The organism is Marinobacter salinus, assembly GCF_001854125.1.
Lineage (GTDB): Bacteria > Pseudomonadota > Gammaproteobacteria > Pseudomonadales > Oleiphilaceae > Marinobacter > Marinobacter salinus.
In genome coordinates this window covers 851,277-869,437 of sequence record NZ_CP017715.1, presented here as the reverse complement: position 1 = coordinate 869,437, position 18,161 = coordinate 851,277, and the positions used below count along the sequence as shown (strand labels likewise).

Here is an 18,161-nt window from a genome sequence, read left to right as displayed (position 1 = left end):
TTCCCCGCACACGTCCTGACGTTACGCCGGCCGTTGGTTAGAATGGCGGCTTTTATAAATTAAGGTGGCAGTAAAGTGACATCCAGACGCGTGTTGCCCGCTGAGTGGGCCCCGCAAAGTGCCGTAATGCTGACCTGGCCTCACCCCGGAACAGATTGGGCTGACCGTCTTGACGAGGCGGAATCGGTCTTTACCAACATCGCCAAAGCCGTTCTCAGGTTCGAACATCTGATCATTAGCTGCGAACATGTGGTAAAGCTTCAGGATCTGGACCGGGACCTCAACGCTTACGCTGAGCACAATCGTCTCCCAGGCCGAGTCCGTTCAGTGCCAGCTCCCGCCAATGACACGTGGGCCAGGGACCATGGGCCGATCACCGTGCAGGGCGAAAACGGACCGACGCTCCTGGACTTTCGTTTTAACGCCTGGGGCGGCAAATTTGCCTGTGAAAAAGACAATGCTCTCAACCTGCATATTGCCAACGCTGGTGCCTTTGGAGATACGCCTCTGGTACCCATGGAATTTGTTCTCGAGGGTGGCTCGATTGAATCTGATGGTGATGGAACATTGCTGACCACCAGCGAGTGCCTGCTGACACCGACCCGCAACCCCTCCCACGATCGCACAGCGATTGAACGACTTTTGTCCGAATGGCTCGGAGCGGACCGGGTCCTCTGGCTGAACCATGGTTATCTGGCGGGGGACGACACCGACAGCCACATAGATACCCTCGCCCGTTTTTGTGCACCTGGCCATATTTGTTACGTATCCTGCCCCGACGTTGCCGACGAGCACTACAGTGCCCTGGCCGCCATGGAAGAAGAGTTACAGGAGTTTCGCCAAAGCGACGGGAGCTCCTACAAACTGACCCCACTGCCCTGGCCGGACCCCTTACTCAATGAGGATGGGGAGCGTCTGCCGGCAACCTATGCAAACTTCCTTATCATCAACGGCGCAGTCTTATTGCCGATCTATGGTGTTCGTCAGGACGAAGATGCGATTGCGGTCATGAAGAGTATTTTCCCGGACCGGGAGATCATTCCCATCAATTGCAACGCTCTGATTCGTCAGCACGGAAGCCTGCACTGCGTCACGATGCAAATTCCTGCAGGAGTCGTCACCCCATGAGCAACACCCGGAGCACCGGATACCTGAACATTGCCGCGATCCAGCAGGTGTGTAGTAGTGACAAGGCAGCCAGCCTTGCTACCACCGAAAAGCTGGTGAGAGAAGCATCCGCGAATGGTGCCGAATTGGTGGTCCTGCAGGAACTGCACGCTACTCTGTATTTTTGCCAGACTGAAAATTCTGATGTTTTTGAGCTGGCCGAGCCCATCCCCGGCCCAACCAGCGAACGCCTTTCAGAGCTCGCCAGAGAGCTCGGCATTGTGCTGGTCGGCTCGATCTTTGAACGCAGAATGAATGGCGTCTATCACAATACGGCGGTGGTCTTTGAAAAGGACGGCTCGCTGGCTGGCCTGTACCGGAAAATGCATATTCCGGACGATCCGGGCTTCTACGAAAAGTTTTATTTCACCCCGGGTGACGCTCATTTCAACAATGGCCAAAGCGGCTTTACGCCCATTGAAACCTCTGCAGGCAAGCTTGGGGTTCTGGTCTGCTGGGACCAGTGGTATCCCGAAGCGGCACGCCTGATGGCACTGGCGGGCGCAGAGATACTCATCTACCCCACAGCTATCGGCTGGGACCTTACTGACGACCCGGAAGAGCAGGCAAGACAACTGGAGGCATGGGTTACCGTTCAGCGTGGCCATGCCGTTGCGAATAATCTTCCAGTCGTCGCCCCCAACCGTGTCGGCACGGAGCCGGACCCCTCTGGCCAAACCGACGGCATCCAGTTCTGGGGCAACAGCTTCATCTGTGGCCCCCAAGGCGAACTCCTGGCCCGGGCCGATGACAGAGCCGAGTGCATTCTCGACGTTCGCCTGGACCGAACTCGCAGCGAGTCCATCCGACGCATTTGGCCGTACCTGAGGGATCGCCGTATAGATGCGTATGGGGATATTCTCAAGCGGGTAAGGGACTGAGCCAATTATGAAAAAGCTGGTTGACACCGTTGTCAGCGAACTGAATCAGATACTTCTCGGGAAAGACCAGCAAGTTCGTCTCGCTATTTGCGGATTGCTCGCCCGGGGACACCTGTTGATCGAAGACATTCCAGGCATGGGTAAGACCACCCTGTCTCACGCTTTGGCGAAGATCATGGGGCTGAGCTATCAGCGTATCCAGTTCACCAATGACCTGCTGCCAGCGGATGTGCTTGGTTATTCCATGTATGACAGGGAAGCCGGCAGTCTGGTCTTCCACCCGGGGCCGATTTTCGCGCAAGTGGTTCTCGCTGATGAAATCAATCGGGCATCTCCACGGACTCAGAGCGCCCTTCTTGAAGCGATGGAAGAGCAGCAGGTTTCCATCGAAGGCGAAACCCGCCCGCTTCCCCAACCGTTTTTTGTGATCGCCACCCAAAACCCCATTGAACAGGGTGGAACCTATCCCCTTCCGGAATCCCAGCTCGATCGTTTTCTAATGCGGCTTCGGCTTGGTTACCCCGACCCCAGAGCCGAACGGGAACTGCTAGAAGGAGAAGATCGTCGGGCCATGACCGAGCGGCTTCAGGCACTGCTGCCACAACAGGAACTCGCAACGCTTCAACAGGCAGTTAACCGAATCAGCGCAAGCCCGGCCCTTCTCGATTACGTTCAGCGCCTTCTTAAGCAAAGTCGCCGTATGCCCGGCCTGCTCTATGGTTTGTCGCCAAGAGCCGGACTGGGGCTTCTGAGGGCAGCGAAAGCGTGGGCGCTCATGGAAGGACGTCATCACGTCCTGCCTGACGATATCCAGGCCGTCTTCCCTGCGGTGGCAGAGCATCGACTGGAGCAGGGAGAATCCGGAAAAAGCGCGGAGAGGATCAGACAGCTACTTGCCTCGGTTTCTGTCCTTGAATAAATAGCAAAGTTTTATAAGTGGAATTGGCCAAAACGAATGGCAGGCCGTTTCTTTCGTGTTAGCCTTTCGCACTTCCCTTCGAAATTGAGCCCTCTCGGGCGAGAATGTCGTACCGTATTTTTCAGTGAGAGACACACAAATGAGCGAAACCAAACATTCCCGACTGATCATTCTTGGCTCCGGCCCTGCCGGCTACACAGCCGCGGTTTATGCTGCCCGAGCCAACCTCAACCCGACACTCATCACAGGTATCGAAGTCGGCGGTCAGCTCACAACCACTACCGACGTGGATAACTGGCCCGGTGACAACGACGGTGTCCAGGGCCCGGAACTGATGCAGCGCATGCTCAAGCATGCAGAACGATTTGAAACAAGCATCGTTTACGACACCATCAACGAGGCTGATTTGCGCAATCGCCCGTTCCGCCTGAAAGGCGACGGTGGTGAATACACCTGCGATGCGCTCATTATCGCAACGGGCGCATCCGCCATGTACCTGGGCCTCGAATCTGAAGAAAAGTTCAAAGGCCAGGGAGTATCCGCCTGCGCCACCTGCGACGGTTTCTTCTACAAGAAACAGAAAGTCGCGGTCATTGGCGGCGGCAACACCGCTGTCGAAGAGGCGTTGTACCTTTCCAATATTGCCGATGAAGTGACCCTCGTTCACCGGCGAGACAGCCTCCGTGCCGAAAAGATTTTGCAGGACAAACTGTTTGAAAAGGCGGAAAACGGCAACGTCAAAATCGTCTGGGACCATACCCTGAATGAAGTGCTCGGCGATGGTACCGGTGTGACAGGCATGCGCATAAAAAGCACCAAGGACGATTCCACCCGCGAGATCGATCTCGCCGGCGTATTCATCGCAATCGGCCACAAACCCAACACCAGCTTGTTCGAAGGCCAGTTGGACATGAGCAATGGCTACATCCGCATTCGTTCCGGGCTCGAAGGCATGGCTACTCAGAGCAGCATCCCGGGTGTGTTCGCCGCCGGTGACGTGGCAGACCACGTATACCGCCAGGCGGTGACTTCTGCCGGTTTTGGTTGCATGGCGGCCCTGGACGCTGAAAAGTTCCTTGATCAACAGGACTGAACTAAACTGAACTCTGGCAATAATAGTTTAACGAGCCCTGTGGGCACCCTTCGCTGAAACTGTGCGGAGCCAGGGATGGCGGACGCAAGCATGCACGGATGTATCTACAGCGTGTTTCAGCGAAGGGTGCCCATAGGCCGATACTCGGAAATAAATATCATGCAGGCGAACTCCCGAACCGAGGCAGGATGACCTCACTACCCTGGCTTGACCCTGACCAACTCTGGTTCCCACCCGCAGACCAAGCACTGGACGACCCGGATGGCTTGCTCGCTCTCGGGGGCGACCTGTCCACCGACAGGCTTATTCTCGCCTACAAAAACGGCATCTTCCCGTGGTATAGCGACGAACAACCAATTCTCTGGTGGTCCCCCGACCCACGGTGCGTGCTCTTCCCCCAGGAAATACACATTTCGCGCAGCCTGCGCCGGACATTAAACCAGCAACGCTTTACCGTAACCGCTGACCAGGCGTTCGGTCGGGTTATTCGCTTATGCGCTTCAACCAGGGCCGAGGGCACCTGGATTACCGAGGATATGACCGCCAGCTATTCAGAGCTTCACCGGCAAGGCGTCGCCCACTCCATCGAAGTCTGGAATCGCAAAGGCGAACTTGCCGGGGGAATGTACGGGCTGGCACTCGGCCAGTGTTTTTTCGGCGAATCCATGTTTTCACTGGAGACCAATGCATCAAAGGTGCTGATGGTCCACCTGGCACATCAGCTCAGTGACTGGGGCTATAAAATCATGGACTGCCAGGTGGAAAGCCGGCACCTGCTAACAATGGGGGCCCGCACCATTCCCAGATCTGAGTTTTTATCTATACTCAGGGCAAGCGTGGATCAGAAACCGAATCAGCACGACTGGACTATTCGCTGGCAGTGGACAGGGCCGGAGGTATAAATGAGCAATCTAAGGACGCTGGTGTTCTTCGCGACTCCACCTCACGAATGCAGCTACCTTCCGGATCGTGAAGCAACTACAATGTTTGTGGATCCCAGGGCCAACATTGACAAAAAGCTCTACAGCCAACTGACCGCTCTGGGATTTCGTCGTAGCGGCTCCCACTACTACCGCCCACATTGCGAAGACTGCAATGCCTGCATTCCGGTCAGGCTCAAAGTTGACGAATTTCAGCCTAACAGGAGCCAGCGACGGGTGCTCAGGAAAAACGAAGACCTGGCATGTACCCTGGTGCCAGCCAGCTTTTCCGAACAGTACTATCGACTGTATGCGGACTACATTGAACAGCGCCATAAGGATGGCGATATGTACCCGCCCTCCAGAGAGCAGTTCACGTCGTTTCTGGTGGACGGCTCGACAGACTCCTGGTTTCTGGAAATCCACCTCAAAGGTGAGCTGGTCGGTCTCGCGGCAATTGACATGCTGGATGACGGCCTCTCGGCGATCTATACCGTATTTAACCCGGACCTGGATCACCGGAGCCTCGGGACCTACGCCATTCTTTGGCAAATCGAAGAAGCCCGGCGACGAAGCCTCCCACATCTGTACCTGGGTTACTGGATTCGCGAATGCCGGAAGATGAGTTACAAGACGCGTTTCAAACCCATTGAGGCACTCAGGGATGGCCACTGGCGAGTTTTGAATGTGAACTGATCTTTGCCATATGGGAATAATTCAGGCAGAATTGCGCAATTTAAAATCACGAGAAGTTCATTCAAAGCGAGGTTTCTACTGAATGGCAAAATCAGATGTCATTGAAATGGAAGGCGTCATTATCGACACACTTCCAAATACCATGTTCCGTGTTGAACTCAGCAACGGCCACGTGGTGACAGCTCATATCTCCGGAAAAATGCGCAAAAACTACATCCGCATCCTTACCGGCGATAAGGTCAAGGTTGAACTGACTCCCTATGATCTGAGCAAGGGCCGCATCGTGTACCGCGCCCGTTAAGGCTTAGTGACATCTGAAAAGCCCCGATATTCGGGGCTTTTTTGTTTCTGGCTATAAAACACTGACATAAAAAAGGCCGCTTCAGTTTTGAAGCGGCCTTCCTCACAACATCGGCTCAAATCCGGCCTTAAACGGCTTCGGCCGGCTCATCCTCATACTCAAACACCAGCTCATCATCACGCAAGTGGACAAACACGTCCCCGCCCTTTTCGGAAAGGCGCCCGAACAGGATCTGCTCAGCCAGAGGCCGCTTGATCTTGTCCTGAATTAGGCGTGACATCGGGCGTGCGCCCATGGTGACATCGTAGCCCTTGTCCGCGAGCCACACCTTGGCATCTTCATCCACATGGAGAACCACATGCTTCTCATCCAGCTGCGCCTGCAACTCGGTGAGAAACTTGTCGACAACATGGGTGATGGTGGCTTTCTGAAGATCCGCGAACTGGATAATACCATCGAGACGATTACGGAACTCCGGCGTGAACGTCTTGCTGATAATCTCCATACCATCGGTGCTGTGATCCTGCTCGTTGAAGCCAATTGAACGCCGGGCCATGCTTTCCGCCCCCGCGTTGGTTGTCATCACCAGAATCACGTGGCGGAAATCCGCCTTGCGACCGTTGTTATCGGTCAGGGTGCCATGGTCCATAACCTGCAGAAGCAGATTGAACACCTCCGGGTGCGCTTTCTCGATCTCATCCAGCAGCAGCACACAGTGCGGATGCTTGTTCACCGCCTCGGTGAGAAGGCCACCCTGGTCGTAGCCGACATAACCCGGGGGCGCACCGATCAACCGCGACACGGTGTGACGCTCCATGTACTCGGACATATCGAACCTGACCAGTTCAATTCCCAGCACCTTGGCCAGCTGTTTGGTGACCTCGGTCTTACCCACACCCGTAGGACCCGCAAACAGGAATGCACCCTCGGGTTTCTCCGGAGCCTTCAGGCCGGCACGGGCCAGCTTGATAGCCGTGGAAAGCGACTCGATCGCCGGATCCTGACCAAACACCACCATCTTGAGATCACGCTCCAGATTCCGGAGCAAATCCTTGTCGCTGGTGGAGACATTCTTCGGCGGAATTCGGGCGATGTTCGCAACAACATCCTCGATGTCCGATACATCGACCGCCTTCTTGCGTTTGCCTTCCGGCTGCAGCCGCTGACGCGCACCGGCCTCATCAATCACGTCAATAGCCTTGTCCGGCAGATGCCGGTCCGTGATATAACGATCAGCAAGCTCGGCAGCCACACGCAGCGCTTTATCCGTGTATTTCAGATCGTGATGTTTCTCGAAGTTCGGCTTGAGACCTTTGAGAATCTGATAAGTGTCTTCAACGCTCGGCTCGTTCACATCGATTTTCTGGAACCGCCTTGCCAGCGCACTGTCTTTCTCGAATATTCCACGGAATTCCTGGAATGTCGTAGAGCCGATACAGCGAATCTCACCGGAACTGAGCATGGGTTTCAGCAGGTTGGACGCGTCCATGACACCACCTGAAGCGGAACCCGCACCAATTATGGTGTGAATTTCGTCTATGAACAGAATCGCGTGCTTTTCTTTCTTGAGGTCCGCCAGCAACCCCTTGAGACGCTTCTCAAAGTCACCGCGGTATTTGGTACCTGCGAGCAATGCACCAAGATCAAGCGAATAAACCACGGCGTCGGAAATGATCTCCGGTACCTGACCATCAACAATACGCTTCGCCAATCCCTCCGCAATGGCCGTCTTTCCAACACCCGCCTCGCCAACCAATAGCGGGTTGTTCTTGCGACGGCGGACAAGAATCTGAACCACACGCTCCACTTCGTGTTCACGCCCAATCAGTGGGTCAATGCGCCCCTGACGAGCTTGCTCATTCAGATTGCTTGCATAACTTTCCAGCGGCTTGGAATGCCCGCTCTCCTCTCCGGTGTCATCCGGCGCTGACTGTTCGTGACCCTCCTGATCCTCGGCGCCCTGAACCCGGGATATCCCGTGAGACACGAAGTTGACCACGTCAATACGGGCAACACTCTGCTTTTTCAGCAAGTAGACCGCCTGGCTCTCCTGCTCGCTGAAAATCGCGACCAACACATTCGCCCCTGTCACCTCCTTCTTGCCGGAGGACTGGACATGGAATACGGCGCGCTGCAGCACGCGCTGGAAACCCAGGGTCGGCTGGGTTTCCCGCTCACTGTCGTTACTGGGTATCAGCGGCGTTGTGGAATCCACAAACTCCATGAGCTCTTCCTGTAGCCGGTCAAGATCCGCACCACAGGCTTTCAGGACACCCACCGCCGACTCGTTGTCTAGCAAGGCCAGCAACAAATGCTCCACTGTCATGAATTCATGACGTTTGTCCCGGGCACTTTTGAAGGCCGTATTCAGCGTAATTTCAAGATCTTTGCTCAGCATGGGCCACCCCAACGTCTTTCAGTCCGCACGTTCAATCTCGCAAAGGAGCGGATGTTCGCATTCCGAGGAATACTGGTTCACCTGTGCCGCCTTTGTTTCTGCGATGTCTCGGGTATAAACCCCACATACGGCTCTTCCTTGCGTATGGACGAGCAGCATCACCTGCGTCGCCTTCTCTTCGTTCATTGCAAAGAACGTCATCAACACTTCTACCACAAAATCCATGGGTGTGTAGTCGTCGTTCAGAAGAACCACCCGGTAGCGCGCTGGGCGCTTCAAGGCCGGTTTCTCGGGAGCAACGCTGAGGTCATCCTGTCGCCCCGGTTGTTCGTCCTCCCCCTGATTGAATACTAGTAGAGAATTCTCGATAGTCCGCATCATTCTTTACCGGTTTATCGGTGCCCTTGGTTAAATGTGGTTGTCTGGCCCCGTGTTTTCAAGCTGTGCCGAAGACCGGGCGTGAGATATTTATCGATACGAACATGATACCGCTTCCAGACCGCGTTCAACCACACATTCCGGCAATAGAAACTATTGACTAGACGACCTGATTGGTCGAAAGTTAATGTGCATTGTAAAATAATGTTAAGGCATACCATCATTATGTAACGGGATTCGCGTCGGGCTCGCTCGACGGAATGGCGCAGAACACCAATAATAATATGTGACAGCAAAGGAACAGGGGAGTTCATCATGCCAAGAGGCAAGGTCAAATGGTTTAACAATGCCAAAGGGTACGGGTTCATCATCGAAGATGGTTGCAGTGACGATTTGTTTGCACATTTTTCTTCGGTTCAGATGGACGGGTACAAGACACTGAAAGCCGGCCAGGCCGTCACCTTTGACAAAAAGCCCAGTGACAAGGGCATCCATGCGGTCAATATTGTTCCGGAAGAACAGCCCCAAACGAAGGCTCAGGACGGTTCCGAAACAGCAACCGTAAATAACGAATCCGATTCGCAGGAGTCCGGCCGGGGAGATTACCCACCCCGTGCAGTGAATGCCTGATCGGACATAATCGGATCATAGTCCGCTACGCCCACCGCTGTTGGGGTGGGCAAGAGCGGCCATTGTTTATCCTATTCCCGATTCATCAACGCCCCAAACCCACCCGCCCTTGCCAATCGCAGCCATTACAGTACCCTTTCGAGCTGAACCCATACTCTTACCGGAATGTCTGACTGGCATGGCAGATCTGATTCTTTTTAATAAACCGTTTCGTGCTCTCAGCCAGTTTACGGATGAACGGCAGGGCACATCGAAACCCGCGAGACCAACGCTTGCGACATGGATACAGGTACCCGGCGTTTATCCGGCTGGCAGGCTGGATTACGATTCCGAGGGCCTGCTGTTGCTGACCAACGAGGGGGCGCTTCAACACCGTATCGCTTCCCCGGCCCTGAAAATGCCCAAAACTTACTGGGTACAAGTTGAGGGCCGGATTACTGATGAAGCGCTTGCCCGGCTTCGTCGGGGGGTAGAACTGAAGGATGGCATCACAGCACCAGCCAGCGCCGAAAGAATTGTTGAGCCAGAGATCTGGGAACGATCCCCTCCGGTAAGGTATCGCGAATCTGTGCCCACAAGCTGGCTGGAACTGACGATCACCGAGGGCCGGAACCGGCAAGTTCGACGCATGACCGCTGCCGTGGGCTTTCCTACCCTCAGGCTGATCCGCTACCGTATAGGGGACTGGACACTGGAGGGACTAAAACCGGGACAATACCGAACAGTCACGGTTCACATTCCCGCTTCTCCAGTGAGCCGGCAAGGAAAACGAAACTCTGGTCACCCGAAAAGGAGTCCCCGAAAGCCATGACCTGGACCCCCCATGCCACCGTTGCCGTGATCGTTGAAGACCAGGAGGGCCGGTTTCTGGTTGTAGAAGAGTTCAGCGGCGGTCGCGTCGTTTTCAATCAACCTGCGGGGCACATAGAAGAAGATGAAGCCATTCTGGATGCAGTTCGGCGGGAGACCCTCGAGGAAACAGGCTGGAAAGTAGAACCCGAGCACTTTTTGGGGGTGTACACCTACAAAGCACCTGCCAACGGGATCACCTATTATCGGTTCTGCTACTCCGCAAGGGCACTGAAACACGTGACTGACGAACTGGACACCGGAATCATCGCTGCACACTGGCTGAATCTGGACGATATCCGAAAGCTTGGAGCAAAACTTCGCAGCCCTCTTGTGATTGAGTGCATAGAAGATTACCGAAACGGGCGGCGCTATCCACTGGATGTCGTGGTCGATGCGCAGACGCAGTGAGGGGAAAATGATAAACTCAGCGGCTTTTCACCTTTACTGAAGCATTCATGACAAACGTATCTGAAACAGGACCTGTTGAAAGCACCCGAGTGATCGTCGGTATGTCCGGCGGCGTGGATTCTTCTGTCGCAGCATGGTTACTGAAAGACCAGGGCTACCAGGTCGAAGGCCTGTTCATGAAAAACTGGGACGAGGACGACGGAACCGAATATTGTACCGCCATGACCGATCTTGCCGATGCCCAGGCAGTTGCCGATGCCATAGGCATCAAACTCCACACCGCAAGTTTCGCAGCCGAATACTGGGATCGCGTATTCGAACACTTCCTGTCCGAATACAAGGCGGGGCGGACACCAAACCCGGATATCCTGTGCAACAAAGAAGTTAAATTCCGGGCGTTTCTGGATTACGCCATTACTCTGGGTGCCGACTACATTGCAACCGGCCACTATGCCCGCCAGCGATCGCTTGCCGGCAAACCGGGGAAGGCCCAGCTGCTAAAAGGGCTTGACCCCAACAAGGACCAGAGCTACTTCCTTCATGCTGTATCGGGCGAACGCATTGCCAGAACTCTATTCCCTGTGGGCGAACTGGAGAAGCCGGAAGTCCGCCGGATCGCAGAGAAACAGGGTTTCGTCACCCATGACAAAAAAGACTCGACGGGCATCTGCTTTATCGGCGAGCGAAAGTTTACCGATTTTCTGAAACAGTACCTTCCAGCGCAGCCCGGAGATATAGAAACACCGGACGGCAAGGTAATCGGGCGCCACCAGGGTCTGATGTATCATACCATCGGGCAGAGACAAGGCCTCGGTATTGGTGGGCTGAGCGAGTTCGGTGACGAACCCTGGTACGTAGCGGAAAAAGATCTGACCCGGAACATACTGATCGCGGTCCAGGGCAAGAACCATCCGCTTCTGTTTTCCAGAGGGCTGGTATCCGGCCCTGTAGACTGGATAGCCGGCGAACCACCAGCGAACCGTTTTCGCTGCAAAGCCAAAACACGCTATCGCCAGCCCGACCAGTGCTGCGAAGTCTGGATTATTGATGGCGGCGTCAAGGTCGTATTTGATGATGCCCAGCGAGCGGTTACCCCGGGTCAGTCGGTCGTGTTTTACGATGGAGATGTCTGCCTCGGTGGTGCCGTAATCGAGCAAACGTGGCGTGATGGAGCTTCTCTCCCCGAACGCCTCCCGGAATCTGAGGAACAGGAAACCCGTGCATGAGCCGTAACATTCACGACCAGACGCTCGCGCTCGCCGGGGTGTTTCAGGCCGCAAACCTTGTTCAGCAACTGGCCCATAACGGTCAATGTTCAGAGGCCAGCCTGGAAACCTGCATCCGCTCCCTCTTTGCCACCAACCCGGCATCCACGCTGGATGTCTACGGCGGTGAGCTGACAGATATCCGCGAAGGCCTTGTTACGCTCTCTTCGGTGCTGAGTAAACAAAGCAAGCAGCAGGATATCGAAGTACTGCGCTATGTATTGAACCTGATCCACCTCGAGTCAAAACTCAATAAACGACCAGACATGCTGGACGTTATTGGTAGTCGAATCGACCAGGCACGCCATACTGCGAGCCATTTTGGGTACACTCACAGCAACCTGATCAGCAACCTTGCCTCAATCTATGCAGATACCATCAGCACCTTTCGGCTGCGCATTCAGGTCAGCGGGAACCCAACGGTCCTTCAACGGGAAGAAAATGCCGCCAAGGTTCGCGCACTGCTACTGGCCGGAATCCGCTCGGCTGTTCTATGGCGCCAGACCGGCGGCCGTCGCTGGCAGCTGATTTTCTCGCGTAAGAAGGTCATCCACCATGCCCGCGAGCTGGCCGAAAAAGCCAATCGATCCCTTTACCACTGATCCGACTGATTCAGGAGCGGCGCTGGTGTATTATATGCGCCCCCTAATTTTCTTTTGACCCGATTCTTTGATGATTTGAGAGGTTTTCGATGGAACTCACCCCCCTGACCGCCATTTCCCCGGTCGACGGCCGCTACGGCAGCAAAGTCACCGTTTTCCGTGACATTTTCAGCGAATATGGCTTGATCAGGAATCGCGTCACTGTCGAGATCCGCTGGCTGCAGAAACTGGCTTCACACCCGGAGATTACCGAAGTGCCGGCATTCTCCGCCGATGCCGATGCCTTTCTGGACAAGATGGTCCGCCAATTCAGTCTGCCCGATGCTCAACGCATCAAAGACATTGAGCGCACCACCAACCATGATGTGAAGGCGGTCGAGTACTTCATCAAAGAGAAAATTGCGGAAGTTCCGGAACTGCATGCAGTGACCGAATTCGTTCACTTCGCCTGCACCTCGGAGGACATAAACAACCTGTCTCACGCCCTGATGCTGCGAGAGGGCCTTGACCACGGCATGCTGCCGGCCATGGAACGCATTATCGACCAACTGGCCAATCTCGCTCAGGAGCATGCGGAACAGCCGATGCTGTCCCGAACCCACGGTCAGACCGCCTCTCCCACCACCGTCGGCAAGGAACTGGCAAACGTGGTATACCGCCTGCGCCGTCAGCTTAAGCAGATCCGTACAACTGAACTCTTTGGCAAGATTAATGGTGCCGTCGGAAACTATAATGCGCATCTCTCCGCCTACCCGAAGGTTGACTGGGCCACCAATGCCCGGGAATTCATCGAGAGCCTGGGCCTGGACTGGAATCCTTACACCACACAGATCGAACCTCATGATTATATTGCCGAGCTGTACGATGCAGTCGCTCGCTTCAACACGATTCTGATTGATCTGGACCGCGATATCTGGGGTTATATTTCTCTGGGCTATTTCAAGCAAAAGACGGTTGAAGGCGAAGTAGGTTCGTCGACCATGCCCCACAAGGTCAATCCGATCGACTTCGAGAATTCCGAGGGCAATCTTGGCATTGCCAATGCCCTTCTGGGCCACCTATCGTCCAAACTGCCGATTTCACGCTGGCAACGTGACCTGACCGACTCGACGGTGCTGCGCAATCTGGGTGTTGGTTTCGCCCACAGCCTCATCGCTTATGAAGCCACACTCAAAGGCCTGGGCAAGCTGGAGATCAATCCCGGACGCCTGAACGAGGACCTCGACCACGCCTGGGAAGTGCTCGCCGAACCCATCCAGACAGTGATGCGCCGGTACAACATTGAAAAGCCCTATGAAAAGCTCAAAGCGTTGACCCGCGGCAAGGCAATGACACCGGAAGTGATCAAAAATTTCGTTGAAACACTGGAGATTCCTGAATCGGCCAAGGCGGAGCTCATGGCGCTTACGCCCGGGAGCTACATTGGCAGCGCCGTAGATCAGGCCCGCAACATTTAAACCTGGAGCAGACACATGGACATGCTTGGCGGATTGTCACCTACTGAATTTCTGCGGGATCACTGGCAGAAAAAGCCGCTGGTGATCCGCCAGGCGTTCCCGGGATTCCAGTGTCCGGTAAGCGCCGATGAGCTGGCCGGGCTTGCATGCGAAGAGGGAGTCGAATCCAGGATCGTTATCGAAGATGACAATGGCAAGCCCTGGCAGCTGCATAACGGCCCCTTCAAACCCGACCGGTTCAGCCAGCTTCCGGAACGGGACTGGACACTCCTGGTTCAGGGCCTGGACCACTGGGTGCCGGAGATTGCCGATCTGCTGGAGCATTTCCGGTTTATACCCAACTGGCGCCTGGACGACATCATGGCCAGTTACGCCCCCAAGGGAGGCAGCGTCGGCCCCCACTACGATCAGTATGATGTGTTCCTGGTGCAGGCGCAGGGCCAGCGCCGCTGGACTTTTGGCGGCCATTGCGACCAGACCTCCGCCAGGGTTGAAGGCACTCCCCTGAGGATACTGAGCAGTTGGGAGGGCCAGGAAACCGTTACTCTCGAGCCGGGCGATATGCTGTACCTTCCCCCAGGTGTTGGGCACCATGGTATCGCCGAAAACGATTGCATCACCCTTTCGGTCGGCTTTCGGGCGCCCACCATTGACGATATCCTGACCGGGTTTACCGATTTTCTTTGTAGCCAGTCGGATGCCTCGAATCACCTCACCGACCCTGACCTGGGGTTGCAGGATAACCCCGGAACGATTCAGCCAGGTGTTATTGATAAGCTCGACAGTATTATCCGGGAAAAAACCGGCGATCGCCGGCAACTGTCTCTCTGGTTCGGCCAGTATGCGACCGCGCCCAAAAGCATGGATATCGTTGTCCCTGCCGAGGAACCGGCATCGCCAGGGGACTTCAACGTTGCCATAGGGGCCGGCGAACAGTTGCGCTGGAACGAAGGCTCCCGGTTTGCTTACCATGAACTCGGTGAGGAAACCGCATTGTTCGTTGATGGCGAGCAATACCTGTTGAAAGGTGATGCAAAACCGCTGGCACCGCTACTGTGCGCTGGTGCCCGTATCGATATGCCGTCGCTTGCATCTCTTGTTCAGGACGAAGCCCTTCTAGGTCTGATGACAAGTTTGTACAATCAAGGCTCGGTTTATTTCGAGTAGTCACTCGCCATGAACGTGAGATTCAGGAAATACAGCTGGCAACTCGCCCCGGGTTCCGTCCGCGAGATTCGCCAGCAAGTCTTTATTGATGAGCAAAGGGTTCCTCCCTCTCTGGAATGGGACGATACCGACGAGATTGCGGATCATTACCTGGCGGTCCTGCCGGATAATACGCCGGTGGGGGTTGCCCGCCTCTTCTCTACACTGGAAGAAACGGCTCATATTGGCCGGATGGCGATACTCCCGGAATTCCGCGGTAGCGGAATAGGCGAGGCCTTGCTGCAGCACCTGATCCGTGAGGCTTCCGACCAGTACTCTGAACTTCAGCTGTCTGCCCAAGAACATGCCATTCCCTTTTATCAGCGATCCGGCTTTCACGTGTGCTCGGATTTATATGAGGATGCCGGCATTCCACATGTCGACATGCGCTGTCTGGCACCGTCACTACTTTCACAGGAACTCGGCAAAAGCCTACAACCGATGATTCTTGGGGCAGACTCCCAAACCTGGCTGTTTAACCGAGAAAGCCAAATGCTTGACCTCATGGATACCGCAGTCGGCCAGGCAGGCCAGCGGCTCTGGCTCTATGACCGGCTACTCGCGCATGACCTGTACGACCGGTCCCGCTTCCGGGAACTGATATCCGCCCTCGCCCGCCGACACCGACTGAGCGAAGTACGCCTGCTGGTTCACGATGACAAGCCCCTGATCAGGCGCCGCCATCAGCTTGTTGAGCTAATGAGGCGTCTGCCAAGCCGGATCGAGCTGCGACTGGCAAATGATGACTACCCGATCGACGACCAACCCTTTCTCCTGGCTGACCGGGAAGGGGTGGTTTACCGTCACGATTTCTACAAGCCTGAGGGTTTTGCCAATTTTTCGGATGGGGGTCGTGTGAAATTGCTCTCTGAAAGCTTCCAGCGCATGTGGGATGTCGGCAGAAGTTCACTTGAACTCCGGGAATTACCGCTCTGAGTGGTGCGCCCGGGGCATGTCAGCGGATTCAAACTGGGCGCCAAAAGGCGCAAACTCGGCGTCAACCTCTTCCGCAACCCCGGCAATCAGCTTTCTCAGCCACTGGTGATCCGCGTTGTGCTGCAACAGTGGGCTCCATGCCATTTTCAGCTCAAAGGGCGGTATCTCAAAGGGTGGAACCTTGACCACCAGATTCGGATTGTCCTTCTGGAGCCACGCCGCCCGGGATGGCAGGGTCGCGATAAGGTCGTGCTGTTCAGCCAGCAACATCGCCACCTGATAATGCCTGGTGAACACTGAAATCTGACGCTTCCGCCCCATTCTCGAGAGTGCTTCGTCCACCCAGCCTAACCGCTGAACATCTTTCGGGTTAACCCCGACCCCCACACCAAAACCGGTCTTGCTGACCCAGATATGGCTGGCATCAAGGTAGGTATCCAGAGTGAACGGCTCCTTCAGAATCGGGTTGCGAGCATTCATCAGACAGGCAAAATACTCAGTCCACAGGGTTTTCTGGTGGAAGGACTGGGGAATTTTATCGAACCGGTTTATCGCCATATCCAGGCGCCCCTGTTCAACGTCCAGAAAGCTGACATCACTGGGCGTAAGAACGTCCAGCGTCACATTGGGCGCTTCCTGACGAATACGCCTCAACACCCTGGGCATAAGACAGGACTCAGCGTAGTCACTGGCCATAATGCGAAACACGCGCTGACTATCCAGCGCTGAAAACGGAGTCTTGTCCTGTACCGCCTGCTCGATATTCGAGAGAATCTCCCTCACCAGTGGCTGCAACTCCCTTGCCCGCTCTGTAGCGGTCATGCCTTCACTGGTCCGGACCAGCAGTGGATCACCGAACAGATCACGGAGCCTCCTGAGTCCGTTACTCATGGCGGGCTGAGTTATACCCAAATGGTTGGCAGCTTTGGTGACATTGCGCTCCCGCAAGAGCACGTCCAGATAAACCAGCAGATTCAGGTCAACGCGAGAAATATCCATGAGCCGCTCCCGGGCTTAATGCAAAATTCACTTGATACCACGGCTGACTTTACCAACCCTCATTCATCAAACCAATACCTTAAGTTTTATTTATTCATTTAATAAATGTAAAATGCGTTCTTTCACATTTCAAAACGGATTCAGTGCCGCATTTCTGCTAGTCTTTCTCGCACTTGCTGAATAACATCGGCATATCGAGGCCGGTCTCCCCCACCAGCCTACATTTGATCCAGAAGCCGGAGCCATTACTGACACTATGGATACCATTACGATTGTCCTTTTACTGGCGGCCATCGTTACTGTCTCGATCGTCATCATTATTTTCAGCCAGATGCGTGAGCGAGCTCGCATTGAGCGCGTGCGCAAGATTACTGCTCAGGAAGACGGGTACAAGAGAGCACATCGCCTGCTCTCGGAAATCCCTGGGCAATACTTCACAGCCGACCTGAAACTCCTGCTCATTAAACGCATGGAAGAAGCCTGTGCAGAACTGACCAGGCTTAAGGCAGATCTGCCGGTCAGTAACTGGCAAGAGTCCGCGCTAGAACTTAAAACCGAAATCATGGAAAAGCGTGACGCCCGGACCCCCGTGAAAATCGACTCTCCAGAGAAGTCCACTTATGTAAAAGAGCTTCTCCAGAACCTGTTCAAGATGGTTGAGGCGATGCATAAGAGCGGGCGCATCGACACAGCCACCGCCAAGAAAAACCTCAAATATGTCCTGTTTCTGGTCCACAAAACCCATGCGGATCTGCACGTTTTCCAGGCGCGCGATTATGTCAGGCAGAATGAAATCCGCAAGGCGATTCATGCCTACCACCTGGCCAGTACCGAATTGGGGAAATCCCGTGACAACCCACTGGCAATGAAGGCCGTCAAGAGTTTCCGTACCCGGATCAAAGAACTCGAAGTCATGGATACGGAAGGCAAAGACACCGCCAACGCCGAGTCGCAATCCAAGCTTGACCGTGAATGGGACACGTTCCTGCACGACGATGAGTGGAAGAAGAAAGCCGATTACGACGATTGAAGCCCGCTCACCCGGACAGAAAG

19 protein-coding genes are annotated in these 18,161 nt (G+C 55.0%); 16 read left to right on the top strand and 3 right to left on the bottom strand.

Annotation, left to right across the window (positions count from 1 at the left end):
- Window positions 1-75: 75 nt before the first annotated feature.
- The 7 genes from BKP64_RS04040 to infA all read left to right on the top strand — a co-directional run bounded on the left by BKP64_RS04040 (window position 76) and on the right by infA (window position 5,977).
- Window positions 76-1,128 carry an agmatine deiminase family protein gene (locus BKP64_RS04040; RefSeq protein WP_083329136.1) on the top strand — a complete coding sequence of 351 codons (1,053 nt, stop codon included), beginning with the start codon at window positions 76-78 and terminating at the stop codon, window positions 1,126-1,128.
- The gene (locus BKP64_RS04035; RefSeq protein WP_070966346.1) at window positions 1,125-2,048 is read left to right on the top strand and encodes a carbon-nitrogen hydrolase; all 924 of its coding nucleotides are present in this window, start codon (window positions 1,125-1,127) and stop codon (window positions 2,046-2,048) included. Before BKP64_RS04040 ends, BKP64_RS04035 begins: the two co-directional genes overlap by 4 nt.
- Window positions 2,049-2,055: 7 nt before the next feature.
- On the top strand, window positions 2,056-2,967 hold the full coding sequence (locus tag BKP64_RS04030; protein WP_070966344.1) for an AAA family ATPase: 912 nt from the start codon (window positions 2,056-2,058) through the stop codon (window positions 2,965-2,967).
- A 139-nt stretch (window positions 2,968-3,106) separates the two neighbouring features.
- The gene (gene trxB, locus BKP64_RS04025) at window positions 3,107-4,060 is read left to right on the top strand and encodes a thioredoxin-disulfide reductase (protein ID WP_070966341.1); all 954 of its coding nucleotides are present in this window, start codon (window positions 3,107-3,109) and stop codon (window positions 4,058-4,060) included.
- A 188-nt stretch (window positions 4,061-4,248) separates the two neighbouring features.
- On the top strand, window positions 4,249-4,962 hold the full coding sequence (gene aat / locus BKP64_RS04020) for a leucyl/phenylalanyl-tRNA--protein transferase (RefSeq protein WP_070966339.1): 714 nt from the start codon (window positions 4,249-4,251) through the stop codon (window positions 4,960-4,962).
- Window positions 4,963-5,676: an arginyltransferase gene (locus BKP64_RS04015; RefSeq protein WP_070966336.1), complete on the top strand. Its 714-nt coding sequence runs from the start codon at window positions 4,963-4,965 to the stop codon at window positions 5,674-5,676.
- 82 nt (window positions 5,677-5,758) lie between these two features.
- Window positions 5,759-5,977: a translation initiation factor IF-1 gene (infA, locus tag BKP64_RS04010; RefSeq protein WP_014421226.1), complete on the top strand. Its 219-nt coding sequence runs from the start codon at window positions 5,759-5,761 to the stop codon at window positions 5,975-5,977.
- 127 nt (window positions 5,978-6,104) lie between these two features.
- Here infA and clpA read toward each other — a convergent pair whose 3' ends face one another.
- Window positions 6,105-8,375, bottom strand: a complete 2,271-nt coding sequence (gene clpA / locus BKP64_RS04005; RefSeq protein ID WP_070966334.1) for an ATP-dependent Clp protease ATP-binding subunit ClpA — start codon at window positions 8,373-8,375, stop codon at window positions 6,105-6,107.
- Between the two features lie 18 nt (window positions 8,376-8,393).
- A complete protein-coding gene (gene clpS, locus BKP64_RS04000; RefSeq protein ID WP_070966331.1) occupies window positions 8,394-8,753 on the bottom strand; it encodes an ATP-dependent Clp protease adapter ClpS in 360 nt (119 codons plus the stop codon).
- 315 nt (window positions 8,754-9,068) lie between these two features.
- On the opposite strand from clpS, the gene BKP64_RS19685 reads away from it, so the two are divergent.
- The 8 genes from BKP64_RS19685 to BKP64_RS19610 all read left to right on the top strand — a co-directional run bounded on the left by BKP64_RS19685 (window position 9,069) and on the right by BKP64_RS19610 (window position 16,109).
- The gene (locus BKP64_RS19685) at window positions 9,069-9,383 is read left to right on the top strand and encodes a cold shock domain-containing protein (protein WP_070966328.1); all 315 of its coding nucleotides are present in this window, start codon (window positions 9,069-9,071) and stop codon (window positions 9,381-9,383) included.
- A 178-nt stretch (window positions 9,384-9,561) separates the two neighbouring features.
- Complete coding sequence (locus BKP64_RS03990) at window positions 9,562-10,194, top strand: pseudouridine synthase (protein WP_070966325.1); 633 nt, start codon at window positions 9,562-9,564, stop codon at window positions 10,192-10,194.
- Window positions 10,191-10,643 (top strand): NUDIX hydrolase, encoded by a 453-nt coding sequence (locus tag BKP64_RS03985; RefSeq protein WP_070966323.1) that lies wholly within the window; start codon window positions 10,191-10,193, stop codon window positions 10,641-10,643. The genes BKP64_RS03990 and BKP64_RS03985 overlap by 4 nt, the downstream gene beginning before the upstream one ends.
- A 47-nt stretch (window positions 10,644-10,690) precedes the next feature.
- Window positions 10,691-11,869 (top strand): tRNA 2-thiouridine(34) synthase MnmA, encoded by a 1,179-nt coding sequence (mnmA, locus tag BKP64_RS03980; RefSeq protein ID WP_070966321.1) that lies wholly within the window; start codon window positions 10,691-10,693, stop codon window positions 11,867-11,869.
- Window positions 11,866-12,510: a high frequency lysogenization protein HflD gene (hflD, locus tag BKP64_RS03975; RefSeq protein WP_070966319.1), complete on the top strand. Its 645-nt coding sequence runs from the start codon at window positions 11,866-11,868 to the stop codon at window positions 12,508-12,510. The genes mnmA and hflD overlap by 4 nt, the downstream gene beginning before the upstream one ends.
- An 89-nt stretch (window positions 12,511-12,599) precedes the next feature.
- A complete protein-coding gene (gene purB, locus BKP64_RS03970) occupies window positions 12,600-13,967 on the top strand; it encodes an adenylosuccinate lyase (RefSeq protein WP_070966316.1) in 1,368 nt (455 codons plus the stop codon).
- Window positions 13,968-13,982: 15 nt separating this feature from the next.
- Entirely contained in the window at window positions 13,983-15,134 is a 1,152-nt protein-coding gene (locus BKP64_RS03965) for a cupin domain-containing protein (RefSeq protein ID WP_070966313.1), read from the top strand.
- A 9-nt stretch (window positions 15,135-15,143) separates the two neighbouring features.
- Complete coding sequence (locus tag BKP64_RS19610) at window positions 15,144-16,109, top strand: GNAT family N-acetyltransferase (protein ID WP_070966311.1); 966 nt, start codon at window positions 15,144-15,146, stop codon at window positions 16,107-16,109.
- Here the strand turns inward: BKP64_RS19610 and BKP64_RS03955 are convergent.
- The gene (locus BKP64_RS03955) at window positions 16,098-17,108 is read right to left on the bottom strand and encodes a LysR family transcriptional regulator (RefSeq protein WP_070966308.1); all 1,011 of its coding nucleotides are present in this window, start codon (window positions 17,106-17,108) and stop codon (window positions 16,098-16,100) included. The genes BKP64_RS19610 and BKP64_RS03955 overlap by 12 nt on opposite strands.
- Window positions 17,109-17,364: 256 nt before the next feature.
- Between BKP64_RS03955 and BKP64_RS03950 the strand changes: the two genes are divergently transcribed.
- Window positions 17,365-18,138, top strand: coding sequence for a hypothetical protein (locus tag BKP64_RS03950; protein WP_070966305.1), 774 nt, complete (start codon window positions 17,365-17,367; stop codon window positions 18,136-18,138).
- Window positions 18,139-18,161 lie beyond the last annotated feature (23 nt).